Raw genomic sequence first — 25,956 nt, forward strand, 5'->3', positions numbered from 1 at the left:
CCTAGCGGGCTAAGTTAAAGGACTGTGACAAAGAGTAAAAGGCTTCCATAACGACCCCTTCGGGCAGCGCCTTTGTGCCATCTATACTGCGTTGAATGTTCTCGATTTAGAACCACTAAACCGTCAAACATTCGCCTTGTCTAGATGGCACACAGACCGCTGCAAAAATGTACAACAAAGGTCAACAGGCCCTAGCAAGGCGAGGAGTGGAAGATAGTCGCGTTAGCTTCTGGCGATTAATGCGAGAAGCTAATGTGATTTTACGATTGCATGACTGCAATAGTTTGCTTAATCAAACTGTCTAATTCTGCGATGTCTTGAACGATTTCGCTTAAATCGTCTTGCTTGGCTTTGTTTTCAATAGACGATGCCTTTTCCCGAATGGCATCGGCACCTACATCGCCCGACACACCTTTCATAGCATGACTGTTGAATCTAACAGCTTCAACATCTAATGCGGTCGCTGCACTTTGAAGTGCTTGTTGTTTTTGTTCTATTTGCGCAAGGAACATTTCAACAATACGGTTCAATAACCCCTCATTTCCACCCAGCCTGCTTATTGCGGCATCGCGGTTCCATAATTGTTCTCGAGTGGGCGTATCGTTTGAGTTAGATGTGTCCATATGTGCCACCGTAATTGAAGCGTTATGCCAGTGTACAATAAATGTTCTAAACAAAAAACAGCAAGTTCAGCCGCTTAGCATACTGCGGTTCATAAACCAGCAAAACCTAGGGCCTGTTGACCTTTGCTGTACATTTTTGCAGCGGTCTGTGTGCCATCTAGACAAGGCGAATGTTTGACGGTCTAGTGGTTCTAAATCGAGAACATTCAACGCAGTATAGATGGCACAAAGGCGCTGCCCGAAGGGGTCGTTATGGAAGCCTTTTACTCTTTGTCACAGTCCTTTAACTTAGCCCGCTAGGCTTGCAGGACTGTTCCGCGATTAAAAGGCTGCCATTTAGACCAAAATTCGTACACCAAAGGTCAACAGGCCCTAGACTAAAGACTAATTTTTTTTTACGTATCTCGGGCGATACTTATTCTGATATTTGTTACATGGTGTGGAATTTCTCATGGATAATGAGACACAGAAAGTAGTCATCATTGACGATGAACCAACAACACTCTTGTTATTAGAAAGTGCAGTAGAATCTCTAGCAAAGGTTGTTACGGTCTCGCAAAGCGCGAATGCGTTTTCGGTGATAAAAGCACAACTTCCTGATTTGGTTGTTCTAGATATAAGCATGCCTGAGCTATCTGGCTTTGAGGTCTGCAAGCAGTTAAAAGCGTGTCCAGAAACGGCAGCAATTCCAGTAATCTTTGTCACTTCCCATAGCGATCCAGAAAATGAACATGTGGCATTGTCGTTAGGTGCCATAGACTTTATATCCAAGCCCATTGATATTGGGTTGTGCCAGATGCGAGTTAGAAATCATCTCACTATTCAGGACCAAAAAACGAAGCTTGCTCGTGTTAATCACGAATTAGAAGCAGAGAAAAAGCAGCTTGCTATTACTCTCAAATCTATAGCTGACGGCGTTATTTCAATTAACGCAGCAGGGGATGTAACTTTTATTAATCCGGTAGCGCAAAGGTTAACCGGTTATAGTGAAACGGAAGCCCTTGGCAAACCTATCGATGAGGTTATGAATTTAAGAGATGCCTCGACAAATGAGCGTCTTTTAAACCCCGCTCTTTACGCACTAGAAGTGATGCGCCCGGTAGCTATGTCTTATAACGCCACGCTGGTAAGCCGACACAATCAAGTATTCAGGGTAGAAGATACAGCGTCGCCCATCATTGATGAGGATGGCCATCTGTCTGGCGCGGTTATCGTTTTCCAAGATGTGTCAGAAGCCATTGAAATGGCAGTAAAGATGACACATTTAACCAATCATGATCAGCTCACGGGCCTGCCAAACCGAGTTCTGCTGCACGATAGAGTTGTTCAAGCTATCACTCGTTGTTTTACCTCTAAGCAAAGCATAGCGTTACTGTTAATCGATATCGATAATTTCAAATACCTCAATGACAGCCTGGGGCATCAAGTCGGCGACTATATTATTGCGTCTATTGCAAAGCGCCTTGCAAAGGTTGTTGGAGAAAGCGCTACGCTCGCCCGCGTGGGTGGCGATGAGTTTGCCTGCTTACTTACTGAAATTGGTTCGGGCTACAGTGCAGACAGTATTGCTATGGCGTGTTTGCAGGCGGGCAGAGAGCCCATTGATATAGACGGTAAGGCCCATCAACTTAGCTTAAGCATTGGAATTAGCCTTTATCCCCAAGATGCTGTTAATGCGGAAGAGATGATGCGCCATGCAGACTCAGCCATGTACCGCTCTAAATCAAAAGGCAAAGACACTTTCAGTTTCTTTTCAAAAGACCTGCAGCATGCCATGCATCATCGTGTGGAGATGGAGGTAAAGCTTAGAAATGCTATCGAGAACGACAGTCTCGCCATTTACCTACAGCCAAAATATAACTTTGACGATAGCGCAGTATTAAGTGCGGAAAGCTTAGTCAGAATGTTCGACGAAAATGGAAAAGTTATTGGACCCGATGAATTTATCCCGCTGGCAGAAGAGACTGGGCTAATACATCAGTTAGGTAAGCAAGTGTTGCAAAAAAGCTGTGAGTTTGTCGCTAGATGCAACGAATTGGGGCAAGACTTCAAAGTGGCGGTAAACGTAGCTGCTAAACAGCTTTCAAACCCAGGGTTCGCAAAAGAAGTTGCTGAAATTATCAACGAAGCGGGTATCGCCGCGTCGTCTATAGAATTGGAGGTAACAGAATCAGCCTTAATGCACGACTTTGAACAAACCAGAGATATCCTGAACGACTTGGCTTCATTGGGCGTTACTATTGCGTTGGATGATTTTGGTACGGGCTATTCAAGTCTCTCTTATTTACGTCAGTTCCCATTGAATGTGCTTAAGATAGATCGCTCTTTCGTTATTGATATGGATAAAGAACAGCAGGCACATGATATCGTAACGGCAATAGTGCATTTAGCATTAAGCTTAGAGTTAACCATTGTTGCCGAAGGGATAGAGACCCAATCTCATTTTGCCGCGCTCAAAGCACTTGGGTGTCACTTAGGGCAGGGGTATTTTATGTGTCGCCCTATGGCGATGGCGGATTTCTTCACGAAGTTCATCGATGATTGCCAAGTAGCGTAAAGTTCACTGGCCGCTGAGTAGAGTGCTAATCGATAGTCTCTTCTTTATAACCTTGTCGTTCAAACCATACCTACTTGAAAGCAAACTAGCTGACTTTTCGATACAAATTTGGATGTAAGGTGTTAGACTTGCGTAAAGCGTTGTTATTACTTTGATATTGTAAAAGCAGAAACAACGCAAGCGAGAATGGTCACCTTGGTGTAGTAACAATAAAAGTACCTGATGAATCGAAAAGAAATAAAACCCTACGCAGAGTGTAACGTACTTATTGTGGACGATGAGCCGATGAGTCGTATGCTGCTCGAATCCATCCTAGAGTCGGTGTTTACCTGTGCTACAGCCGAGTCGGGAGAAGAAGCCATATCCTACTGCGAGGCAAACCTTCCTGACCTAGTCCTGCTTGACATGAACATGCCAGACATTAATGGGTTAGATGTTTGTACCGCTTTAAAAGCCTCGCCTGAAACGAATCATATCCCCGTCATTTTCGTTACATCTACAATGGATATTGAGAGTGAAAATGCGTGCTGGGAAGTAGGGGCGTCAGACTTTGTCATGAAACCGGTTAACGCCTCTACGTTAACGCATCGCATCAAAACACATCTGCAAAATAAGCTTCGCACCGAATTCCTTGAAATGATGACATTTCACGATCAGCTAACGGGTTTGTACAATCGTACGTATTTAACCAAGGAAATTCCGTTACTCATTAAGCAAGTTGCGAGAGACAAAGGTACGGTTGGAGCAATAATGATCGACATCGATTATTTTAAGCTTTTCAATGATACGTACGGGCATCTCGAAGGCGATATTTGTCTTCAAAAAGTGGCGCAAATTGTATCGGATACGGTTAAACGGCCGAAAGATGCCGTTATTCGCTTTGGCGGCGAAGAGTTTTTGGTCGTCCTCCCCTATATCGACCATCAGGGCACAAAGCTAGTGGCACAACAGCTTGTTGAGGCTGTCGCCAATGCAAGCATTCCACATGGTAAAGGGATAGAAAGTCGCGTATCAATAAGTGCAGGCTTTGCAGTTTGGAAAGCTACGGATGTGGTTGAAGACGATGTGGCTGCGCTTATAGAAGACGCTGACATTTCATTGTTTGAAGCAAAAGAATTAGGGCGAAACCAAGCCAAGGGCTGAGGCCACCGCCCAATATCCCATCATAAAAATAGAATTTCTAGCCTATTGTTTAATATCCCGTATTCAAATCCCAAGCTATCATTATAAATGCGGGGCCGCTGTGCACGAATCGAGCAAGGCGGCAAGAATCTTGTGGTCTTTACGCTTGGGTAGCGAACCATGGTTTATTTTGACGAACAATCGAGTTTGAATGTGAAACTGGAACACCAGTTGAAGGCATCGCTAACCAGTTTGGTACAGCGAGGCTGCGATTCGTTTGGCGTGTTTCAAGGTTTACTTTTACAGCTGGACGAAGAGACAGTTAATATATTGGTTAAAGCTTCGTCGGCGTATGCACCCAACTTTAAGTCGGTCCCTTCTTTCTCTACCTGTGTGCCTGTAGACAACTGTTTCCCTGTAAACAGCGCTAAGTGTTCTACTGCATTTAAACAATGGTTTTCTACTTATTTTAATGCCGAAAAATACATTCGAGGCCGTGTTCATACCCTAGATGGAAGCCAAGTCTGCTTAGTCTTTATTAATGCGTGCCCGGAACAGTCGGTAAACCTCGACAAGCTGTCGCTGTTAGACGATTGCCTGAGCGTGATGTTGGATAAGTTTCATCTCGAAAAAGCAGAGACCAATCAAAACACGTTGTACGAAAAGTTACAAAGCGTAGCGAACATAGGCACATGGGAAGTTGATTTGACCACTAATGCACTTAGCTGGTCTTCACAAACTCGGCTTATTCACGAAGTCTCAGAAGACTTTGTCCCCACATTAGAAACAGCTATCAACTTCTACAAAGAGGGGTTTGATAGAGATGAGATAAACCGCATTGTCTCCCACACGGTCGCTACGGGTGAACCGTGGAGTGCAACGCTTGAACTTGTCTCCGCCAAAGGTAATTCAGTTTGGATAGAAACCCACGGCATGGCTGAGATGAAGCACGGAAAGTGTATTCGTTTGTTTGGGACTTGCCAAAACGTAAACAAGTCGGTGCAACTTAGACTTGAATTGGATGAGAGAAGAAGAGAAGCCGAAGCTGCGTCTAAAGAACGTGGCATGTTGTTATCCCGTATAAGCCACGAGTTAAAGACGCCGCTTAATGGCATTACCGGCATGCTGCAGGCGCTCAAGTTCGAAAATAAAGAAAATGTGCGAATGCGTAAAGCGGATGTGGCGCTTCATAGCGCAGACCGCTTATTGTCTCTTATAAACGATGTTTTGGATTACACGTCCATTATTAACGGCGAATTCTCACTAAAATATAGCGACTTTTGTGCGCGTTCGTTAATTGAAGATATCCTGGATGTATTTAAAACAAAATGTGCAGAGAAAGGCGTAAGGCTTTACGCGGTGCTGTCTTTTGACGAAAACACTTATGTTCACGGAGATGCCGCCCGAATCAGTCAAGTCATTACAAATTTACTATCGAACGCGGTTAAATTTACGCCGAAAGGGTATATTTCGGTGCAAGTTACGTTAAAGCACCAAGGCGATGTGCCTATCTTACTTGCGTCAATTGAAGACACTGGTGTGGGCATGAGTGATGAAATATTGTCACGTATTTTTAGACCATTTCAAAACGACACCGCCAGTGCCTCTGAGGAGTTAAATGGAAACGGTTTAGGGTTGTCTATCGTCAATCAACTTGTTGGCAAAATGGATGGCGAGCTTGAAGTGCGCTCAAGCGCAGGGAAAGGCTCCTGTTTCGATATTGCTATACCTGTAGAAATGGCAGTTTTAGATAAAGAAAAGCAGAGTGACGTTATCCTCTCTTCAGACTTGCTTAGCGTTCCTCTTAACGTTTTGGTTGTTGATGACAACGATATAAACCGTTTCGTGCTTGCATCCATGCTAGAGAAGTTTAATTACCTTCCAGATGAAGCCGAAAATGGCGAAGTGGCCGTTCAAATGGCTCGAGCTAAAAAATACGACATTATATTCATGGATTGCGCTATGCCAGTGCTCGATGGGGTAAGTGCGACTAAGATTATTGTCCAAGAAAACTTATTGCCCAAACACGGTCGTATTGTGGCTGTAACGGCAAATACAACGCCTGAAGATAAAACTAATTGTAGCAATGCGGGCATGGCCGATTTTCTTGCCAAGCCCGTGGTACAAAATGACGTTACCCTTCAGGTGCGCCATGCACTAAATGCTAAATCAGTGACAGCGTAGAGGTTAAAGTACGTTTATTCCGCTGAAGGGGCCGTATCTTTTACGGTTTCCCAATGCGTTACAATATAGTCTGTAACCTGCGAGCCGACATTATAGGCGGCTTCTATAGCGGCTCCCATTGCTGCATATCCATCGCCAGAACTCTCTAACTTTAGGTTCTCCGCAGCGCTCAACGATGGTGGCTGCATGGTAAAATTGCTCGCCGTTCTAAGAATAAGTAAGCGGTCTTTGTTGACTAACCCTGCATTGTCCAAGTAGCTCAAGCTTTGAAGTGTTGCTGAGTCTTCCATGCCCGAGGTAACAAAATTTCCTTTGCCCTGCGTCCAGTATGCCACCCAATCGTTTGCCCACGCATTTAGTTTTTCGCCATGCCAAAAAGTAGAAGCAGATAAATGCGCACCCATAGATACATTTGGAAGTGCCCTCGCATTAGCTGAGTTGGTGTACTTGTCTCTCAATGCATCCATCGCTTCGTTGTTTAAAAGCTTGGTGTCTTTTGTCAACGAATAGGCCCACTTTGCTAACGGTAAGTTCAGCGCGTACACCTCGCCATTTGGGCTGTTGTTTACGTCTACAGCGTCAGCGTTCTCAAAGGGCGCATGAGTGAAGAGGGGGAAATAACCCGTACTCCACTGAGACGGAATTTCTCTAGCGTCAATTTGATGTGCTAGGTCGCCATCGACTACGTAATCGGTCCAAATTGCACTTCCAATGGTGTTATCCGCTGGGTCGACTCCCGCGATCCCTGCAACCAACCAATAGGCTTGGGATAAATCAAAGCGAGGATCAAGACCTAGTGCCATTATTGCTGCTGAAGCGCGCGCAATGCCCATTCCCGTAACCATACCGATTACACCTGTATCAGGGTTGGCGTAAATATCGTGAAAGCCATGAGGCAAAGGGTATTGGGTTGTGAGTTTCTGGCGAGCCTTCCACAATTGAAATTCACCAGGCGCGTCGCCTTCGTCGCTGCCAATTTCGAACATACTTACCACAACAACTTTCACTTTCATTGGCGGCTTAGCGTCATTGGTTTTAACACTGGCAGAATAACTACTGCTACAGAAACCCAAAAACATAGCCAATATAAGCAAAGCGTTGAAAAAGGCAGACCGTTTTTGTTTAAGCAGTGGATAAAAAGAAAGATGCATTTAGTACTCCTAAAAAAGAGCCCAGCATTATCAAACTGGGCTTCTTATCGAAAAAACTTACAGGCCTGAGAGCGTGTGTCGAACGTTCAATCTACACATGAGGCACGACCACGCTCAAAGAGTATGCGAACTTAGAATGAGTAAGTAAATTTAGCATTCCAGTGACGCGGTAGTTCAGGTAGTACAATTTGACTACCAAATAGATCAGGGAAGTTAGAGCGGAAATAACGCTCGTCAGTTAAGTTTTTAACGGTTAAGTTTATCGACCAATCTTCTGCTTGATATGACAAGCCAGCATTGACTAACGTGTAGGCTGGAAGTGTCACTGCAGCTGAGTAGCCAGACGCGACCTCATCCACATCCACAATACTCACGTTGGCAGCATAACCATTTTGGAAGTCATAGGTTGCTGTCAGCGTGTAAATATTTTCAGGAATACCGGCCTTTCGTCCGTCAGAGTTTGTTTCTCCTTCACCAACAAGGTTAAGACCTACTACGTTCCCGCCAAAAATTAACGAAGGATCATCAAGAGCAACTAAATCGTCAGCACCTAAGAACCCAAATTGGTTTCCATTGGCAAGTGCAGTTAAGTTGATAACTTCTATATTTGTATAGCCAGCAGAAACAACAAGGTTCTCATTGACTACCCAACGAAGTTCAAATTCAGTGCCTTCGTTATTGGTTGTGTTGTTGGTGACCGTATTCTGAGTATTGAAGTCGGTACGCTCTTGCTCAAAGAATGAAAGGGCAAAATAGAGTGTATCGTCAACGAGAGAACCTTTAATACCGTATTCCATCAGCTCAGAGGTGTCGAATGCACCGCCACCACCAGGTTGATTGAGTTGGCCAACACCAATCTCGGCGCCCTGGCCTGCAACAAGGGTAGCTTGCTCTGCTGCAGTGATATAAGGAATAAGGCCAAATTCAAATTCATATGAAATACTAGCGTTCCAAGACCATCCATCTACGGTTTCTTCAGCATAAACTGGTGTTTCATCTCCAGTAGCACCCAGAAGTAAATCCGTGCGCGATGTGCTTTCAATATCAATAGTGTCGTATCGTAAACCTAGTACTAAGTTTAAACCCCAGTCCCAAGTTAAATCGGTCATTGCAGCAATGCCTAAGTCTAAGTAATTACCTACGTCATAGTTGTCGTAGTTTTTACCCGAGCGGGTAGACAAAAGGCGGCGATCTAGCGCTGAAGACGGCATGGTTAGGTCGCGACGATTAAAGAACTCGTAAGTAAAGTCATCGCCGTGCTCAAAGTCGGTATAGCGTACAGATGGAGAAAATTGAAATTGCGCTAATAGTCCGTCGTTCTCATATTCTGTCGCAAAAATTAGTTTGTCTTCTATAACCCAGCTGTCATGGAATTGTGAGAAGCCATAAGCATTTTCGTTTATGTTGTCGTATGCATCATAGAAAAGCTGGTTGCGAATTTCCCAATTATCCGTGTAGTAAATGGTGTCGAAGTAGAGCGTTATGGCTTCGTTACCAAGTTGGTCATCAGGTGCTACCAAAGTTTGGCTACCACTTAAGGTCGTGGTACCTGGGTTTTGTAATGCCATTAAAGGATCGAAAAAGTCGCCTGTAACCGAATCTAATGGGACAGCTGGCGTGAAAATAAACGGTGAAATCAAGTCGGCGACTTCAGCATATTCTTCGTGACTGATTTGACCGTCGCCGTCCGTATCTAATGGTTGAGCCGTACCTGTAATATAGGTTCCGTCGTCAATTAACTCCTGAGTTAATCGGTTCCAGCCGGCCACTTGGTTACCATCGTAGTCGTGGTACATACCACCAAATTCAAAGCGAAGGTTATCGGTAATATCGATATTAAATGATGCTTGAAGTACGGTTTGATCAGTCTGGGTATTGTCGTAGTAACTGTCAGAGTTTTCTAGCTCACCGTATATGTAATAGCCCATTTCTTTACCGGCAACACTAGTCGGTCCGCCAACTTCTGCGGTTAAAATGCTCTTGTTCCACGACCCCGTTGTGTAAGACAACGCGCCTGTTGGTGCATCTAAATACTGCCCCGATGACGCACGGGCAGACTTGGGATTAAAGTTCAGATAACCACCAATTTTTGATGGGCCGTAAATAGGTGATGCCGGACCACGAACGATGTCGATTCGGCTGGACGCGCCAATAGGCGTAGGGTAGTTACCTGGGTTGTCTAAGCGCTTAACACCGCGGAAGTAAGTTTCCCCGGGCGTGCCCCGCACATCCAGAGAGCCTGCAACACCGAAGAACGACTGTGTGAATGTACCTGGTGCGAACGCGACGAGTTCATCAATGTCTGAAACGTTGAAGCGCTCCATTTGCTCTTGAGAAATCGTGGACGCTGAGCGAGGCGTTTGGAGAATAGATTTGCCAAAGCCAAAAACTGACTCAACGTCTTGGCCAGGAAGGCTCCCAAGGGATCCTGTTACCTGAATTTTTTCAACGTCTTTTTCTTTAACCTCTGTCTCTTCTTGAGCAAAAGCTTGCGACGATAGCGCGACCGCGGTAGTCATTGCAAAAGCTTTTGCTAGAGGAGATAAATTGAATGTAGTGTTTTTCATGGTTTCCTCGTTATTTTTAGTTGCCCCTTTTTAGGGTTCTTTTCACGCATTTTTATATGCGTTTTGTTATTGGCAAGAGAGTTAGCAGGATGAGTGCCAACTACTTGTCCAGTTGGTCAACTTTTAACCTTCTCTTAAGTTGCTGAATTATAGGGATAAAAATATATAATGTTGTTCTTATATTGTTATTTTTATGTAAATAAACTCAATCGCATAAATGCATGCACTTATAAGGTGATTTTTAGCGAGCTTTTGCACTAAAAAGAGCAGAGGTTACGCCCGGTTGTCCGTCTATACTTAAAATGGATGTCGAGTGTGCTGAGTGCTTAACAGCCTCATGGTTTACAAAGGCTTTTTCATTGAGTACTTTCGGCGCCCTACGGCTACTTTCTGGCTTTGGGTTTTGAATAGGCTCGTAAGCAGGGTTGTCCCGTGCAACGCCAGTGCTGCTTTCAATTTTTTGTGCACTAGCGTGTGGGGAAGCAAGGGGCTTTTTTCCAGGTAAGGTTAAATCAAGGATGACGGCGGTAAGGCCGGCCGAGGTTACTGGAGAAAGTAAGATATTTTCAAGCCATGAAGGCAATTCAGAAAGGGCTTCTGGTACCATCATTACACCAATCGCCATACCTAGCGCACACGCTGTCACCAAACTACTGCGCCTATCAAGCGCGTAGCTGGCTAAAAGCTTTAAACCGCCCACGGCCACCATGGCAAACATAACCAGAGTAGCACCGCCAAGAACTGGCTTGGGAATAGCCTGCAGCACACCACCTACAATGGGAAAGAACCCAATAACAACGAATAGCGCTGCAACAAAAAAGCCGACCTTACGGCTGGCGATGCCGGTTAATTGGATAACCCCGTTATTCTGGCCAAATGTAGTATTTGGAAAGGTGTTGAACATGCCAGCAAGTAACGAATTAACGCCGTCGCCCAAAATCCCGCCTTTCACTCTTGCAAGATAAATCGGGCCGCTCACAGGCTGCTTACAGAAAAGGCTATTTGCGGTTAAGTCGCCGGCCGTTTCTATTGCACTAAACAAATAGATGAGCGCGATAGGTAAAAAGAGAGTGATATCAAATGCAATGCCAAAGGCAAAAGGGGTGGGGATCGCTACGACGGAAAGCGAAGCAAGGCCGCTGAAATCTAATCCTTTTGTAATGCCGACATAGGTTGCGCCAATCGCCATACCTATAAAGATGGCACTCAAACGCAGCCAATGATTTGTTGAGGCGTTCAAGAAAACAATAATGAGCAACACGCCAAGGCCGACGGCTAAGTTTTCTGTGCTGGCGAAGTCAGCAGCGTGAAAGCCGCCCGCAAGGTCAGTCATGCCTACGTTTATCAAGCTTAGCCCAATAGCGGTTATCACAATTCCTGTAGTTAATGGTGTAATGATACGTTTGAGTTTATGTACAAATAGACTGAACACCACTTCGACCATGGCACCCGCCATAGTTAATCCAAACAACAAAGACAGAACATCTTCGGGTGTTCCTCCATCCGCCTTGACCTGATTTCCTGCCAGTATCAACGCGCTAATAAACGCAAAACTGGTACCTTGGATGGCTACCAATCCACTGCCTACCGGGCCTATACGCTTTGTTTGAATTGCCGTGCCTAAGCCGCTTACAAACAAGGCCATACTGATAAGATAAGGCGTGTATTCAGTAAGGCCCAGTGTTGATGTAACAATAAGAGTCGGGGTAATAACACCGACAAAGCTTGCAAGTAAATGCTGAATTGCCGCGGTAAGTGAAGGAAGAAATGCCGGACTATCATTTAAATCGTAAAGTAGTTCGCTGTGATTTGAAGACATGGTTATTTCCTTGTTATTTCCTTGTTATTTCCTTCATTGGCGCAGACCGAGGCGGCAAACTCGCAGATGAAATCACTGTAGCGTTCCACGTTGCTGTTAAGAGGTTGTACTTTGCTGTTTGCAGAAGGTATTTGGTTAGCGCTTTCCGCTATTAAGGCTAAAAACTGTGTTAGATCTCGGTTTAGCTCAGTAAGTAGTTGCTCTTTTTTCTCGTCTTGTAAAAAGCTGTACTTGATACTGTTTTGACTTAATGTAACTAGCTCACTCCAGCTTAGATTGAACTGGGTAAATGCCAGGTAATATTCATCTGTGAGTGTGGCATCCCACATCCCTCGGTCGTCGGTTGAAAGTGCAGTGGGTACACCGGTTCTTAAAAGTTGAGGAAAGGGATGAGCGCTCAAATCATCGATGTATTCTAACTTTAGGTTTGAAATTAAATTGGTTTCAATCAAATAGCGGTTATGGCGCATGAGCAAATACGTTGAAGGATCTTTTAGCAGATTAATGCCATGGCCTATTCGCTCTGCGCCTAACAATAAGGTGTCCCGAATATTGGTATCTGCATGCTCAGATTCACCTGCATGAAAGGAGAGGCGAATGGCTGGATATTGAGCTCTAAGTCTCGTTATGGGCGCTAAAAAGCGCGTGGGTTGACCTCGGGGATCGTCCTCCCTGCCAACCAAATTTATCCCTACATACCATTTTCTATTGGCGTCTACGAATTTGAAGATCCAGTCTAGTTGAGCTTCAATGTTGTCAGTAAAACGAACCAAGGCATATTGAAAACGAACGGTGACACCAGTAGCTTTCGCTGGTTCGCTATCGAGCATGTCTGTAATAACTTTGAGCGCTTCAGCAGGGGGAAAGCGGCTCCCATCTGCGCGATTCATAAACCTAACGTTCATTTGCGTTTCTAAATAGCGCACATTTTCTTGTTGATACAGCTGCATGTTTCTAAGCAGAACCTGCGCTGTAATATAGGGGTTTTGAGTAAGCTCGCTTAAACGCTGCCAGTGAAACTCAAAAAACTCCTCTCGACCTTCTTCTGGCTTATCAAGTTCAACACTATGGATAAACGCTTCTTGTTCTTTGTTACTTAGGGCATTCAGCGCTTTATATTGCTTTTGCTTACATTTCGTTAGTTTAGAGTGGGTAGTGTTAGAAATAGTATGAAACAACGGCGCCGAGTCACACTCGCTATGATTTATCTTAGTGAAGTACTGATAGCCGCCGTTTAGTGCTTGATTAGTTGCTAGCTCATACCACCATTTGCCGTACGCCGAGCCTGATAAGTGATGGTGCAAGTCACCGCCTTTTGGAAACTGTTTAAGTAGTTGATAGGTCTGTGAATCGGTCAATGACTGAGTATATTGCTTAAACCAACTGTTTGCGTCTTCTTCAGTGGGAAAGGGGTTTGCGGCGGAATAAAGACCAACAAAGGATAAAGACAAAATGAACAGGGTTCGTACAACAAATGACATGAGCAATTTTTCTTAGCAATAGTTGCTCTATGGTTGCAAGATATTGACCAGTTGGTCTGCTTGGTAATGTGTTTTTAAGTTGTTGTTTTAAAGTGTTTTTTATGTCGGTTTGGGTCAGGAGCAAATAATTAGGCAATTCGTAAGCCCCATTTTGGTGCCTAAACAAAAAAATGCGCTAAATTAGCGCATTTTTTTAGAGCAGTGCGAACGGTCGTTTTATAGGACTACGCCTTCATCTAACGTCACAAAAATTGAGTGGCGTACTTCATTGTACATTGCGCGGGAACAATGGCCTTCGCCTTCTGTGTCTTCTAGCAATAGTACGTCACCTGCTCCAAACACATGACGTTCACCGTTAGACACCGTAAATTCAGCACGCCCTTTAATAATGAAAAGGAGTTGTCGCGCCGGCGCTGGATGCCACTTAAAATCATAATCTGCGGGCGTTTCGCGAAAAATTATTTTATCTGCACCGAATTTCTCTGAAAGCATACCGATAGGACCGCCGTCTTTTAGCGCAATCTCCACTTCGCCAAAGTGACTTTTACCTGCTTCATCGTTGTAAATCCTTGTTATTTTCATTATTAACCCTTCATTAAAACTTTACTGATTTGACCACTACGTATGCTTGAGCTTGCTAATGGTTTTATAAAGTACTGACAAACTTGCGGCCACGTCATCAATGGTAATAGATTCTGCAGGGTGGTGGCTTATTCCCCCCTTACAACGAGTAAATAACATGGCCACAGGGCAAATATCAGCAATAGCCATAGCGTCATGACCTGCACCCGAGGCAAGTACCCTCGGCTCAATCCCGCTTTCTTTAACGCCTCGAACTAGCGCTTCTTTCAGCTGGCTATCGCAATGCACCGCAGGTGCGCTGTGTGTTTGCTCCCGTGTTAGCGTTATTTGTCGTGCATGCGCAATGGCATCAAACTTTTGCAATATTTCTGCCAATACAGAATCTCGCAATTCATCATCTTCGCTTCTGATATCGAGAGAAAAACGTGTGCGACCAGAAATGACGTTAACACCGTTTGGCGCATTTTCAATTTTACCTACCGTGGCTACAACGCCCGGACGCTGCAAGCTTATGCTCTCTACAGCCAATAGCATCTCTGCACTTGCGCACAATGCATCTCGTCGCATAGACATTGGCACAGTGCCAGCGTGACCCGCCATGCCTTCTACTGAAAAATTAAAACGTTTTGCACCTGCAATAGCACTGACAACGCCAACAGGCAGATTTTCTTGCTCTAAAACAGGGCCTTGTTCAATGTGAAGCTCTATGTAGCCCAAAATGTCGGTACGGGAAATAGCGGCACTGTTTACTGCGTCGAAATTAAGGCCGAAGTTTGCCATGGCTTGCTCTAAGTTCACGCCATTTTCATCTTTTAGATGACGCCATTGCTCTTGCCACTTACCGGTGAGCGCGCGGCTTCCTAAAAGGGTGGTGCCAAATCGCGTGCCTTCTTCATCACAAAAACCCACAATATCAATATGAAAAGGGAACTTGGTTTGCGTGCCGTCAAACATAGCGACCAGCGAAATAGCGGCGACCACGCCTAGCATGCCGTCGTACTTTCCGCCGTTAGGCACAGTGTCGAGGTGGCTACCTAGAATTAATCGCGGTGCGTTGGGCACGCTTGATGTATAGCGCCCCCATATATTGCCAACGGCGTCTTGCCAGGTGGTCATTCCGGCTTCAATCATCCACCCTGAGGCTAGTTGATTTGCAAGCTTGTGTTGTTCGGTCAAATAGCGCCTGTCTAAACAGGCTGGGTCCTGGCTTAAGGTGCCTAATGTTTCGCACCTTGCCATAACTTGCGTAGCTAATTCAGCAAATTCTGCGAATTCACCCATTGGTGACTCCCGCCGCTTTAGCCTTAGCATAAACGCTAAGCGCAGCATCTACCCCTTTACCGGCAGGTAGCGCAACCCCTTGCATACGAAGCACAGTTTCAAGGGACTGGAGGGTATGTAACACGGCATCTTCTCTGGCGTTATAGCCCATAGTGCCAATGCGCCAAATTTTTCCTTTTAGCGGACCAAAACTAGTGCCTATTTCAATGTTAAAACGCAGAAGTAAGGTTTCGCGTACCTCTTCGCCATGAACACCCTCGGGAATATGAACACCTACAACATTGTACATTTTGTGTTTCAGGTCGCCGAAGGGCTCAAGTCCCATGGCCTGAATACCGGCTAGCATGGCGTCGCCCGCTACTTTGTGACGAGCAATCACGTTCTCCTGGCCTTCTTCTAAATGCAGGCGCGCGCATTCACGGGCGCAATAGAGCATACTGGCCGCTTCGGTGTGGTGATTTAGTCGCTCCTCGCCCCAATAATCCATGATCATGGGCAAGTCGAAGTAGTTAGAACGAATTTTAGGGCCACGCGCGGCTTCATGGTGAGCATCGCGAATGCCGGCTTCAACGTGGTGACGGGTACGCACGGTTTTAACAAACTTGTCGCTTAGTGTAATAGGAGCACTGCCTGATGGGCCTCCTAAGCACTTTTGCAGGCCAACTGACACCGCATCTAATTTCCAAGCATCAACGTCTAGCGGGTTCCCACCTATTGACGCTGTTGCATCGCAGTAAAACAACACATCGTTTGCTTCACAAATCGCGCCAATTTCTGCAAGCGGTTGCAGCATGGTGGTGGACGTATCCCCTTGAACAATGGCAAGCAGTTTTGGTTTTACGTCTTTTATCGCCTTTTCAATTTGTTCAGGTGAAAACACTTCGCCCCACGGCACTTCAATGGTGTGAACTTCAGCGTCGGCGCGCTCTGCAATTTCAGCAAGCAAATGCCCAAAACGCCCGAAGATAGGCACAAGGACTTTATCGCCTGGCTCAATTGCCGACACCAATACAGCTTCAATTCCAGCGCGCGACGTACCGTCAACCAAGAAGGTTTGCTGGTTTTTCGTATTGAAAACATCGCGGTAAAGTTGCATCACCTCGTTCATGTAGCCAGTCATTACAGGGTCATATTGACCTACTAACTGGGTAGACATGGCGCTTAACACTCGGGGGTAGCAGTTAATTGGGCCCGGTCCCATTAGCAAGCGAGGCGGCGGGGATAGTGGAGCAAAGATTCTGTTAGAGGCTTCTTTAGACATGTGGGCACTCCTAGATAAGCACTTGCGCTAGCATGCGCAAGCCAGTGATGATGAGAACAACGGCGAAGATTTTCTTAAGTAAGCCAGCGTCTAGCTTGTTGGCTATGCTTGCTCCGACAGGCGCAAATAACACGGTGAGCGGAACAATGCAGACAAACCCCAGCAAGTTTACATAGCCGTACGTAGCGAAGGGAGCGTCAACAGGAGTGGTACCAACAAATAGCAGCGTGAGTGCCGCTGGAAGCGAAATGATTAAACCGACTGCAGCAGCGGTACCCACCGCTTTGTGTGCTGGGTAGTTACAAAATGTGAGAGTCGGCACGGTTAACGTACCGCCACCAATGCCTACCATAGAACTAAATAGGCCAATGCAGGTTGCCATAATCGACTGACCCGCGCGGCCCGGTAGCCCTTTAAATAGCGCGTCTTTCTTGCCAATAAGCATATTAATGGCAGACAAGGTTGCAATAATGCCAAACAGTAAGGTTAGGAACGTCGGGTTAACCGCCGTCACCGCATAGCTTCCGGCAAGCACGCCAATTAAAATGAACACTGCCCACGCTTTTAGCAACGCAAAGTCTACATTGCCCTTACTGTGATGAGCACGAATAGAGCTTACTGAAGTAGGGACGATGGTTGCCAATGACGTGGCCGTGGCTATTACCATTGCGCTCTCAGGTGACACACCAAGGGCTTGGAACAAGAAAAACAGTACCGGCACAATAACAATGCCTCCACCTACGCCAAGCATTCCTGCTAGTATGCCTGCGAACACGCCTGTTCCCGCAAGCGATAATATAACCGTTAGGTTATCCATTAAAAACTGCATGTGATTTCTTTCTCTTTAACGTTTATTGGTTTAACTATTTGTCAGTGCTGCGTCTTAGCCACTGCGAATAAACTAGCGGTGTCCAAGGTAGGCTTTGCCGTCACTTCTTGGGTCGCTTGCGCCACTCACTGTACCTTCTGTGTCGCGAATAATTGCACCAGCATGACCCATGAGTTCGTTGCAAGGATCTACCGTCACCATATCGTGTCCTCGTGCCAGTAAGCTTTCCCCCACATACTCAACTAAGTCACGCTCTGCTTTTAAGTTGTGACTTTGATCGCCCCAGGTTCTACCAAGTAGCCAACGGCCGAGGGAAATAGCTTTGGCGATAGGTTGGCCGTGGTAGACATGACGAGCAAACAGCGCCGCTTGGGTTTGAGGCTGACCTTCACCACCCATGGTGCCGTAACTCATGCGTCGACCGTCAACAAGCTCAGCGAAAGCGGGGTTAAGTGTGTGAAATGGTTTTAAGCCTGGTGCCAAATATTGGTTACTGCTTGGAACGACTGAAAACGAAGTGCCACGGTTGTTCCACACAATGCCTGTTTGCGGGCTCACTACGCCCGAGCCGAACTCCCAATATAGCGACTGTATATAGCTCACCATTCGACCTTCAGAGTCGCAGCAACCCATCCAAATAGTATCGCCGTGCTTGGCTTCATGGGGCCAAGGAAGTGCTTTATCTAAAGAAATGTTCTTCACCATTTCATCAAGTACATCATCACTTAACAGGCTTTGTAAGTTAACGGGCGTACGAGACGGGTCGGTAACGTTCGCGTTGCGCGCAATAAAAGCTTGTTTTGTGCACTCGATAAGTAAATGCACCATGTCAGCATCGGTGCTCCCTAAATGCTGAACTTTGTCGTACAGGGCTAAAATAATGAGCGACGCCACACCTTGCGTGGGCGCCGGCAAGTTATAAAGCTTGCCTTTGCTGGTGGATACTGACAATGGCTCAACAATTGTCGCTTTGTAATTGTTAAAATCTTCAAGACGAATAGGGGAGCCGGCGGCTTCTAAGTCTTCAGCCAGCTGTGAAGCTAACTCACCGTGGTAAAAGTCATCTAATCCTTTTTCTGCTAAATGCTTCAAAGTTTCAGAGAGCTTTGTTAGCTTTAAAATTTTACCTTTTTTAAGGGCTTTCCCCTTAATCAAAAACTGAGCGAAATTTTCATCCGCACTTAACTCGTCAAAGGTTTTGTTGCTGGCATCCACCAAGCTCTGGGTAACTTCAATCCCCCAGTTAGCTTGACTAATCGCCGTATCGAACAATGTGCTTAACGGTAAACCGCTTTGCCATTTGTGACTTATTTCAAGCGCGGCTTGCCAACCAGCAACAGCACCTGCCATGGTTAATGCAGACTTTCCGCCTCGACTCGGTATGGCATCGCTACCCTCGTAGAAAGAAGGCGTTGCACCTTTTGCTGCTACACCAGATGCATCAATGCCAATCGGCTTTTTACCAGGCTCACTGATTAGCCAAAATCCATCACCGCCCATGCCATTCATGTGCGGGTATTCAACCGCGATAGAGGCCGCCGCAGCTACCATAGCTTCTATAGCTGTGCCGCCTTTTTCTAGTATGTTTAAGCCCACTTGCGATGCTGCAAAGTGAGGGGCGGTAAACGCTATATTTGGTTTTTCACTCATTTTTAATTCCTTCAAAAACTCGGCAATCGCGCAGTCAGGTCAAGCCCAAACAAGGCAAAATGACGGGGCGCTTAGGTCTTACTTCCGCTTTCTACTTTCTACTTGAATGCGATAGGGCGCTAATGCTTTATTTGAGTGCAACTTAAATAAAACAGGCGCGCTTTACACGTTTAGCGAGTGGCTAGCTTTTTTGCTAACGCGAGAAGTGCAAGATCGTTGCCTTTTTTGCCCACTAGCGATAATCCGCATGGAGCGTTGTGTAGGGTAAACAACGGCAGATGAAGCTGGGGTAAACCCGCAAGCCCAGCTATCGCCGTAAGTGCGAGCAGAGCGTTTCTATCATTTGCCAGAGTCGTTTCATCGGCATCACATCGAGGTGCTACACCGGGTGTCGTGGGAATAATCAGTACGTCTATGTCTTCAAATAGAGCATTTAAATGACTGATTACCACAGATTGTTGCGCTTTAGCTTGTTGTACATCTTGTGTCGTTATGGTTTTACACCAATTCAAGCGCAACACGATATCTTTAGCGATATCAGGTTGAGTATTTTCAATCCATTCGCCATGTTGCTGCCATATTTCATTGCCCTGTAAGGTACGAAAAGTAGCAGCTGTTTGTAATGTGTCTAAATCAAGCTGAGTCTCTGACAATACAATACAGTCGTTGTTATCTGCCAGCGCTGCAAGCCATGTTTTGCACAGCGATTTGTGAGCGGCCTGCTCAAATAAATGCGCTGCTATGCCAAATCGAAGCGAACCTGATATTTCACTTTGTGTTGCGCTATCTATGCAGACATTGGCAACTTTAGTCAGCGTGTTTAGGTCGCGTGTCATCCAGCCCACGGTATCAAACGACGGAGCAAGTGCCACCATATTGTCGCAGGCCACAACGCCGTGCGTGGTGCGAAGCCCCCATAACCCTTGATAGCTAGACGGTACGCGAATAGAGCCGCCGGTGTCGGTGCCAAGCCCTATGTCGGCAAGGTGCGCGCTAACGGCTACCGCTGAACCTGACGAAGAACCACCAGGTATATGAGCTGGTGCCACTGGATTTACCAGTGTTTCGTAGTGCTTATTCTGCCCGTGTAAACTGTAGGCAAGTTCATCAGTGATGGTTTTGCCTTTGAACGTGGCACCCGCTTGAAGCATCTTTGCTACGCAACGATTTGTGTTTTTCGGAATCGCGTGTGTGGCTAACCAATCAGGATTTCCTGCTGCGGTTGGCAATTCTTCAATGTGAAACAAATCTTTCACTGCCAGACCTAGTCCGCTAAGCGGCAATTTACTTTGACTTTTTGCCTGATTCAGCGCTTTTCCTGACGCCGAAAATGCGTCATCTTTAACACTACCGTCAAGACTGAATGCGATTTCTAGGTTTTTAATTGCCTGTGTGAACTTGGCATCACAGGGCTTCAGTACAAAAGGAGAGCTCACAGCGCGTTACTTATTCGTTATTGTTTCTTTATTCGTCTTTAGATTAATGAAACAACTGTTTCATTAAAAAGTCAAGAGAAACGAACGTTACTTCATTGGGCATTTTAGTACGTACATTATTTTCTGTGAGTTACATAATTGGTAAAGCGCTGAGTAAATCGTTAAAGAACACTAAATAAGTTGCTAAAAGCCTTGGGGGTTTTGCTTCAGGTATGCAACTTCTTCTGGTGTCGACTCGCGCCCTAAAATTCGGTTGCGGTGAGGGTAGCGGCCAAACATTTCAATTATCTGTTGATGGCGCTTTTCAAAGGAGAATTCTCTTTCAAGGCCTTCTTGTGAAAATAGTTCCAATGCGACGTCGTGGATTGCGAGTGATTCACTATGCATAAACGGCATATACAGAAACGCGCGCTGCTGCGGTGTAAGTACCTTATCGGCTTCAACACTTACCGCTTCTTGCGCAAGAACCAAAGCAATGCTGTCTGCACTGAATGCATCTTTGTCATTGCGATGAATATTTCGCGAGAATTGATCGAGAAGAATTATTTCGGCAAGACGACCGGTAGCCGTCGCTCGCCAAGGCCACAACTCGCCCTTTATGGCTGCTGCACGCAATTTTGAAAATCGCGAAGTGATCGTTTTATCTAGTGCTGCATCTTCCTTAAACCATTGCTCTGGGGAGAGTTCTCCAAACCAAAAGTCTAGCACACCGTTAGCTTCTTCCATGACTACTTGCGTTTTATCCATATCAACTCCAACCACACGCTTTTAGCAGTGAAATTAAATTAACAGGTACGTTTTTATGCATTAAAACCCAAAATAAGCGTTGTGAATTAATACTTATACCCATTTTTAAGCGCTTTAGTTCCCTTTACGCTTGCAAAATAACAATTCTCTGCTATCCGCTCTCTTTATAGTATTGCTTAAAAAATGTTCTGTGGGAAGGGTTAACGCTTTGGACTTTCTAGCTCATCCATTTGAATGTAGATGTCAGTAATCGCGTCGACGCGGTCTGCGGCCTGGCTTCCTAATACTTCGTAGGTAAGGTTACACAGTGATGCAACCAGGCTCATTGGAGCCGCGTAACTATCAAAAGGCGAGTCACTGCCAATGTGGGTAACCAACAGGTGGTCGACATCGTGACGATATCCTTGGCCCGTTGGCTCGGTAATTAATACGGTTTTACAGTGTTTAATGCTATTTAAAACAAATTTGAATTGTCGGGTTCTACGACGAAAACCAAAAAGTACGACAAGATCATTTTCGGTTAGGTCGATAATATCTTCACTAAGTGTTTGACCGGGCTGAGGAAGCACACGGACCGACGCACGAATTTGTTTGAGCTGCTGCCTAAAATGAAGTGCAATGGGGTAGGCGTTTCTAAAACCAATCAAGGTGACCTGGCCTGCTGATGCCAGCAATTTAGCAATATCTGTCAACGCCTCTGAGGAAGTGCTATCAAATGTATTGGCCAAATTCTTACTATCATTCTCATGCTGAAGTACACCACTTGAAGGGCTTACAACAGGCACGCCTTGCTCACGTAGCTGAATAAGCGCCTCTTTAGCTTGCTGATGCGAGTCAAAACCCAGCTGGCGAAAGAAGCGACTGACTGTGGCCTTTGACGTCCCCGTTTTTTCTGCAATTAAAGACGTAGATTGACTTAATACTGCGATAGGATTCTGCTGAATATAATGCGCAATAGCCTTGCCCGAAGGGGACAAGGAGGCATAGTGGTTTTCAATTTGCTGTAAAACGTCGCTAGGGCTATTTTTTGTCATTGGTATCGCCTTATACATCTTATGCAATTATTTCACGACTTTTGTGCGATATACAAACACTACCTGAATTCAACGCGTTCACGTACTTCAAAATAGGTTTTTCGAAGCCGATTATTGAAGTAGAACACTATAATGAGCGTTGTTGCTTATTACTAAAAAACGCTTATAAGTTTCCACTGCTCTTAAAAAACCTTATCTATATAGAGAGTTACGAATGCGCAGTAAAGAATAGGGCTAAAGTAGCACTTAATTAACCACTCATGCTTTGCAAATTGGCACTACACTTTCATAGACATAAACCGTAAAAATTCACAAAAGTGTCATCGGTTGGTAATTATCTTGTTGGTTTAGCATCGATTCTAGTTAGTAAAAACGTTTGGGGAATCGATCAGCGAACCTAGCATGATCGAGAGAAAGAGGTGAGTTGTGGCAAAGCTGTGGTCTGAATTGATCTTGCTCTTTGTGGTGATTCCCTTTGCCGTTCTCTACTGGATAAAGCATTTTGCAAATTATCTCATGCCTATTTTAGGTGTTATGGGACTTTGTTGCTTAGCTATCTTGTTAGCAGATAAGCAATTTAAACGCATTAAATTGTGGCATTGGGAAGACTATCGAACGCATTTAAAAAGTACGCTAAGGTTATTTTTGCCTTGGGCGAGCTTACTGGCGCTGGTAGTTTACTTTTTTAAACCGGAATTGTTCCTACATTGGTCTATGAACCAGCCATGGATGTGGATAGCTACATTATTGATTTATCCGTTAGTGTCGGTCATCCCGCAAGAGATCATTTTTCGAACGTACTTTTTTCACCGTTACAAGCGAATACTACCTTCGAAATATGCAAGGTGGGCCTTAAGTACTTTTTTATTTGGTTTAGCCCACTTAGTGTACGGTAACTGGATTGCTGTAGTCATTTCTTGGATTGGCGGTGGCATTTTCGGTTATAGGTATATGCAAACTAACTCGACGCCCGTGGTGGTTATAGAACACGCTATATGGGGCAGTTTTTTATTTACCATCGGGCTGGGATCTTATTTAGTTATCGCGTCGTAGTTATTTATATTAAAAACCGAAACACATGAACGCCAAGGAGTGAGGTGATGTTCAGTGCGCAACAAATATTACAACCCTCTATTTTAAATAAGCGAGCGGGGCTTTCTTTCTCGCAAACCGACAGCGAACCTTTTATACAAACTTTGCTTCAACAAAGTGACGAAGGTGGCGCAATAAGCAGTTTATCAAGTGCACAGTCGCTACTCTCTCAGCTTTGGGAGAACTTTGTTTATCGTTTACCGGGGTTGGCGCTAGGTTTAGTTATCATGGCGGCGTTTATCCTTTTAGCGCCACATATTGCCAAGGTTTTAGTTAAACCGTTAACCCGTACGACCACATCTCCACTGCTGCGCTCAGTCATTCAAAGAAGTGTCAGTTTAGTCTTAATTTTACTCGGTATTTATCTATTTTTGTTCTTAGCTGGGCTCACTGGTTTTGCAATCGCGGTGGTGAGTGGTACAGGTGTGGTGGGGCTTATTCTTGGTTTCGCCTTTCGCGACATCGCCGAGAACTTTATTTCAAGCCTACTGCTTACTATTCAACGCCCCTTTAGAATAGGGGATATCGTACAAATCAACGATTTCACCGGCATCATTCAGAAAGTTACGGCACGTGCGACTACACTGGTGGATTTTGACGGCAACCATATTCAAATACCTAACGCGACTATTTACAAAGGGGTAATCAAAAACCTTACGGCCAACCCGCTAATGCGTGGTCAGTTTGTTATTGGCGTGGGTTACGATGCTGACATACAACACGCACAGCAGATGGCGCAAGAAATTACGTCAGCACAAGACAACGTGTTAATCGACCCTGAACCGCAAATTCTTATCGACGAATTAGGCCCCTCGACCTACAACATCAAGGTTTATTTTTGGGTGGATGTAGAGAAAACGAGTGTACTAAAAATGGCGTCGGTGCTGATGCGTAAAATCACCCAAGCCTTCTTAGAGGCGAATATCAGTATGCCTGATGATGCGAGAGAGCGCATTTTCCCTGAGGGTATGCATATTTACCAGGCTTCCGAGAAAGACGCTTCAAGCGCTCGCCCTTCTGAAAATGAAGCAAATGAGTTAAGTGAAATAACAACAGGCCAAAAGAACGTAAAAAGCTTGGATAGCGAAAAGAGTAGTGGAGCCACAGAAAATAGAAACGAAAGATCAAGTGCTAAAGGGGCTGGAAATTCGCGCCCACAAGAATCGAAAATTAATGATGATGTGTCTTCCGAAGCTCATGAAATACGTGAGCAGGCTCGGAATTCGAGAGATCCGGAAGCAGGAGAAAATATTCTTTAGCGTTTGTTATGTAAAGTCTTATTGGAATAGCTAATTTGCCCTCTTTTGGAATCTAGAAGGGAAACGAACATATTGAACGTGCTACAGCAAAGCTGGCCAGAGGTGAGGAGATGTTCAGCAAAAGCTGGGCTGGTGGATTTGCTCGTCGCGCTATTAAACAGGCGCGACGGGCGATAGATTACATCTACCAAGGAATCCTTGCCATAAGTTGACATGCGCTTTCATGACGCTGCTGTATTGATTGAATCCGTCTTGTGACTGTTGCCTGATGTAGCGTTTGAATTCCTCGTGCAGCGACGGCTGCGCAAGCCAGTCTTCCCATAATGGCGCTAGTTTGTAATGGTATTGATTTACCAAACTTCCTACAGGTTGTATTTCCTCAATAAAGAAAAGATAGAATACATTACGCAATATTTTTGCTTTGTCGCTGGCGCGACCTTCTGGGCAGCTTACAGCATCAAGCTCGGTTTCAAGCATATCCGTAAGCAATGAGAGGTTTTGCGTTAAGGTTTGTTGTGTATGCCAAAGTGTAGCGGGTAACCTGGCTGAGCGTATAATTTTTAGCTGTTGTTCAAGCTCGCTGCTCTCAATAATCTTCTCACTATTATTTTCATTCGTAGCCTCTGTTTCTGTATCGCTCGATGCTGTATTGGAAGAATACACATCGCTCAAGAGCAATTCTTTGTTACTTAAGTTGTTAATATAATAAAGCGCGTTTACGCTAGAAAGTGCGTCTTTATTATTCTCAACTGAGAAAAGACGTTCAGGTGTATTAAGCGCCAGACGCAACTCTTGGCTCCCTTGGACTAGGTTTGCCCACGTTTTACTGTATTCTTGTGTCTTTTGTTCACGCCACGATGCGATGGTAGCTGCCAGTGCCGCGTTTCTCTTGTTAGACTCGTTTTCTTTCGTGAGCGCTGCTTCACAGCTTTTGAGTACAGTAAGCAGCTTGCTCTCATAAACAAGCCGCTGTGATGGCAGCTGACTTTTTCCTAGCGACGTATTGCGTTCGGCAACTACAGTGCCCAGCTCACAATCTTGCAGCGCATAAAACTCACGCATGTTTATACTCACGCCCTCAATAGCGTGTTTAAGCGTGGCGGAGTCAGCAAGTTTGGGAAGCGGGGTGGTAATCTTATCGTTAAACGAATCGGGGAGGGGCGTATCGAGTACACGCGAGAGTCGTGCGGCGTAATCGTCAATGCTTTGCTTTACGGTACTACCGCCAAAACAGCCTAGCAAAGCAAACATGGCAACACTGATGACACCAGCGCGGCAAGC

At 45.3% G+C, this 25,956-nt stretch carries 19 protein-coding genes; 5 read left to right on the forward strand and 14 right to left on the reverse strand.

The genetic code is table 11. The features are described 5' to 3' along the window. Window positions 1-260: 260 nt before the first annotated feature. Window positions 261-623, reverse strand: coding sequence for an Hpt domain-containing protein (locus ACFI6L_RS10865; RefSeq protein WP_462573978.1), 363 nt, complete (start codon window positions 621-623; stop codon window positions 261-263). A gap of 451 nt (window positions 624-1,074) precedes the next feature. Between ACFI6L_RS10865 and ACFI6L_RS10870 the strand changes: the two genes are divergently transcribed. From ACFI6L_RS10870 to ACFI6L_RS10880, 3 genes are all read left to right on the forward strand, one after another. Next, window positions 1,075-3,180 carry a two-component system response regulator gene (locus ACFI6L_RS10870; protein ID WP_014949079.1) on the forward strand — a complete coding sequence of 702 codons (2,106 nt, stop codon included), beginning with the start codon at window positions 1,075-1,077 and terminating at the stop codon, window positions 3,178-3,180. Window positions 3,181-3,402: 222 nt separating this feature from the next. Beyond that, a complete protein-coding gene (locus tag ACFI6L_RS10875; protein ID WP_014949080.1) occupies window positions 3,403-4,323 on the forward strand; it encodes a diguanylate cyclase in 921 nt (306 codons plus the stop codon). A gap of 159 nt (window positions 4,324-4,482) precedes the next feature. Beyond that, complete coding sequence (locus ACFI6L_RS10880; RefSeq protein ID WP_342340624.1) at window positions 4,483-6,486, forward strand: PAS domain-containing hybrid sensor histidine kinase/response regulator; 2,004 nt, start codon at window positions 4,483-4,485, stop codon at window positions 6,484-6,486. Window positions 6,487-6,500: 14 nt separating this feature from the next. Here the strand turns inward: ACFI6L_RS10880 and ACFI6L_RS10885 are convergent, their stop codons facing one another. From ACFI6L_RS10885 to ACFI6L_RS10940, 12 genes are all read right to left on the reverse strand, one after another. Beyond that, window positions 6,501-7,637 carry a purine nucleoside permease gene (locus ACFI6L_RS10885; protein WP_462573979.1) on the reverse strand — a complete coding sequence of 379 codons (1,137 nt, stop codon included), beginning with the start codon at window positions 7,635-7,637 and terminating at the stop codon, window positions 6,501-6,503. A 131-nt stretch (window positions 7,638-7,768) separates the two neighbouring features. Next, window positions 7,769-10,204 carry a TonB-dependent siderophore receptor gene (locus ACFI6L_RS10890; protein ID WP_462573980.1) on the reverse strand — a complete coding sequence of 812 codons (2,436 nt, stop codon included), beginning with the start codon at window positions 10,202-10,204 and terminating at the stop codon, window positions 7,769-7,771. Window positions 10,205-10,445: 241 nt separating this feature from the next. Further along, window positions 10,446-12,023, reverse strand: coding sequence for a uracil-xanthine permease family protein (locus ACFI6L_RS10895; RefSeq protein ID WP_462573981.1), 1,578 nt, complete (start codon window positions 12,021-12,023; stop codon window positions 10,446-10,448). Between the two features lie 2 nt (window positions 12,024-12,025). Continuing rightward, window positions 12,026-13,504, reverse strand: a complete 1,479-nt coding sequence (locus tag ACFI6L_RS10900; RefSeq protein WP_462573982.1) for an adenosine deaminase family protein — start codon at window positions 13,502-13,504, stop codon at window positions 12,026-12,028. A gap of 216 nt (window positions 13,505-13,720) precedes the next feature. Next, the gene (locus ACFI6L_RS10905) at window positions 13,721-14,086 is read right to left on the reverse strand and encodes an AraC family ligand binding domain-containing protein (protein WP_014976207.1); all 366 of its coding nucleotides are present in this window, start codon (window positions 14,084-14,086) and stop codon (window positions 13,721-13,723) included. 36 nt (window positions 14,087-14,122) lie between these two features. Beyond that, complete coding sequence (locus ACFI6L_RS10910) at window positions 14,123-15,367, reverse strand: allantoate amidohydrolase (RefSeq protein ID WP_462573984.1); 1,245 nt, start codon at window positions 15,365-15,367, stop codon at window positions 14,123-14,125. Continuing rightward, a complete protein-coding gene (locus ACFI6L_RS10915; RefSeq protein WP_462573985.1) occupies window positions 15,360-16,628 on the reverse strand; it encodes a pyridoxal-phosphate-dependent aminotransferase family protein in 1,269 nt (422 codons plus the stop codon). Before ACFI6L_RS10915 ends, ACFI6L_RS10910 begins: the two co-directional genes overlap by 8 nt. A 10-nt stretch (window positions 16,629-16,638) precedes the next feature. Next, entirely contained in the window at window positions 16,639-17,457 is an 819-nt protein-coding gene (locus tag ACFI6L_RS10920; RefSeq protein ID WP_014949089.1) for a sulfite exporter TauE/SafE family protein, read from the reverse strand. A 72-nt stretch (window positions 17,458-17,529) separates the two neighbouring features. Next, on the reverse strand, window positions 17,530-19,107 hold the full coding sequence (locus tag ACFI6L_RS10925) for a gamma-glutamyltransferase family protein (protein WP_462573987.1): 1,578 nt from the start codon (window positions 19,105-19,107) through the stop codon (window positions 17,530-17,532). 170 nt (window positions 19,108-19,277) lie between these two features. Next, on the reverse strand, window positions 19,278-20,543 hold the full coding sequence (locus ACFI6L_RS10930) for an amidase (RefSeq protein ID WP_462573988.1): 1,266 nt from the start codon (window positions 20,541-20,543) through the stop codon (window positions 19,278-19,280). A 183-nt stretch (window positions 20,544-20,726) separates the two neighbouring features. Further along, complete coding sequence (locus ACFI6L_RS10935; RefSeq protein ID WP_014949092.1) at window positions 20,727-21,290, reverse strand: DUF924 family protein; 564 nt, start codon at window positions 21,288-21,290, stop codon at window positions 20,727-20,729. A 200-nt stretch (window positions 21,291-21,490) separates the two neighbouring features. Further along, entirely contained in the window at window positions 21,491-22,324 is an 834-nt protein-coding gene (locus tag ACFI6L_RS10940; RefSeq protein ID WP_321825325.1) for a MurR/RpiR family transcriptional regulator, read from the reverse strand. 426 nt (window positions 22,325-22,750) lie between these two features. Between ACFI6L_RS10940 and ACFI6L_RS10945 the strand changes: the two genes are divergently transcribed. Then, window positions 22,751-23,377: a CPBP family intramembrane glutamic endopeptidase gene (locus ACFI6L_RS10945; protein WP_462573989.1), complete on the forward strand. Its 627-nt coding sequence runs from the start codon at window positions 22,751-22,753 to the stop codon at window positions 23,375-23,377. Between the two features lie 47 nt (window positions 23,378-23,424). Next, window positions 23,425-24,675, forward strand: a complete 1,251-nt coding sequence (locus ACFI6L_RS10950; protein ID WP_462573990.1) for a mechanosensitive ion channel family protein — start codon at window positions 23,425-23,427, stop codon at window positions 24,673-24,675. Window positions 24,676-24,828: 153 nt separating this feature from the next. Here ACFI6L_RS10950 and ACFI6L_RS10955 read toward each other — a convergent pair whose 3' ends face one another. Then, window positions 24,829-25,926 (reverse strand): DUF3080 family protein, encoded by a 1,098-nt coding sequence (locus ACFI6L_RS10955; protein WP_462574006.1) that lies wholly within the window; start codon window positions 25,924-25,926, stop codon window positions 24,829-24,831. Window positions 25,927-25,956: the final 30 nt, after the last annotated feature.

It is taken from the genome of Alteromonas sp. G4i35 (genome assembly GCF_054960375.1).

Coding starts and splice junctions, on each gene's coding strand:
- ACFI6L_RS10865 (WP_462573978.1), bottom strand. CDS start 623: ATGGACACATCTAACTCAAACGATACGCCCACTCGAGAACAATTATGG.
- ACFI6L_RS10870 (WP_014949079.1), top strand. CDS start 1,075: ATGGATAATGAGACACAGAAAGTAGTCATCATTGACGATGAACCAACA.
- ACFI6L_RS10875 (WP_014949080.1), top strand. CDS start 3,403: ATGAATCGAAAAGAAATAAAACCCTACGCAGAGTGTAACGTACTTATT.
- ACFI6L_RS10880 (WP_342340624.1), top strand. CDS start 4,483: ATGGTTTATTTTGACGAACAATCGAGTTTGAATGTGAAACTGGAACAC.
- ACFI6L_RS10885 (WP_462573979.1), bottom strand. CDS start 7,637: ATGCATCTTTCTTTTTATCCACTGCTTAAACAAAAACGGTCTGCCTTT.
- ACFI6L_RS10890 (WP_462573980.1), bottom strand. CDS start 10,204: ATGAAAAACACTACATTCAATTTATCTCCTCTAGCAAAAGCTTTTGCA.
- ACFI6L_RS10895 (WP_462573981.1), bottom strand. CDS start 12,023: ATGTCTTCAAATCACAGCGAACTACTTTACGATTTAAATGATAGTCCG.
- ACFI6L_RS10900 (WP_462573982.1), bottom strand. CDS start 13,504: ATGTCATTTGTTGTACGAACCCTGTTCATTTTGTCTTTATCCTTTGTT.
- ACFI6L_RS10905 (WP_014976207.1), bottom strand. CDS start 14,086: ATGAAAATAACAAGGATTTACAACGATGAAGCAGGTAAAAGTCACTTT.
- ACFI6L_RS10910 (WP_462573984.1), bottom strand. CDS start 15,367: ATGGGTGAATTCGCAGAATTTGCTGAATTAGCTACGCAAGTTATGGCA.
- ACFI6L_RS10915 (WP_462573985.1), bottom strand. CDS start 16,628: ATGTCTAAAGAAGCCTCTAACAGAATCTTTGCTCCACTATCCCCGCCG.
- ACFI6L_RS10920 (WP_014949089.1), bottom strand. CDS start 17,457: ATGCAGTTTTTAATGGATAACCTAACGGTTATATTATCGCTTGCGGGA.
- ACFI6L_RS10925 (WP_462573987.1), bottom strand. CDS start 19,107: ATGAGTGAAAAACCAAATATAGCGTTTACCGCCCCTCACTTTGCAGCA.
- ACFI6L_RS10935 (WP_014949092.1), bottom strand. CDS start 21,290: ATGGATAAAACGCAAGTAGTCATGGAAGAAGCTAACGGTGTGCTAGAC.
- ACFI6L_RS10940 (WP_321825325.1), bottom strand. CDS start 22,324: ATGACAAAAAATAGCCCTAGCGACGTTTTACAGCAAATTGAAAACCAC.
- ACFI6L_RS10950 (WP_462573990.1), top strand. CDS start 23,425: ATGTTCAGTGCGCAACAAATATTACAACCCTCTATTTTAAATAAGCGA.
- ACFI6L_RS10955 (WP_462574006.1), bottom strand. CDS start 25,926: ATGTTTGCTTTGCTAGGCTGTTTTGGCGGTAGTACCGTAAAGCAAAGC.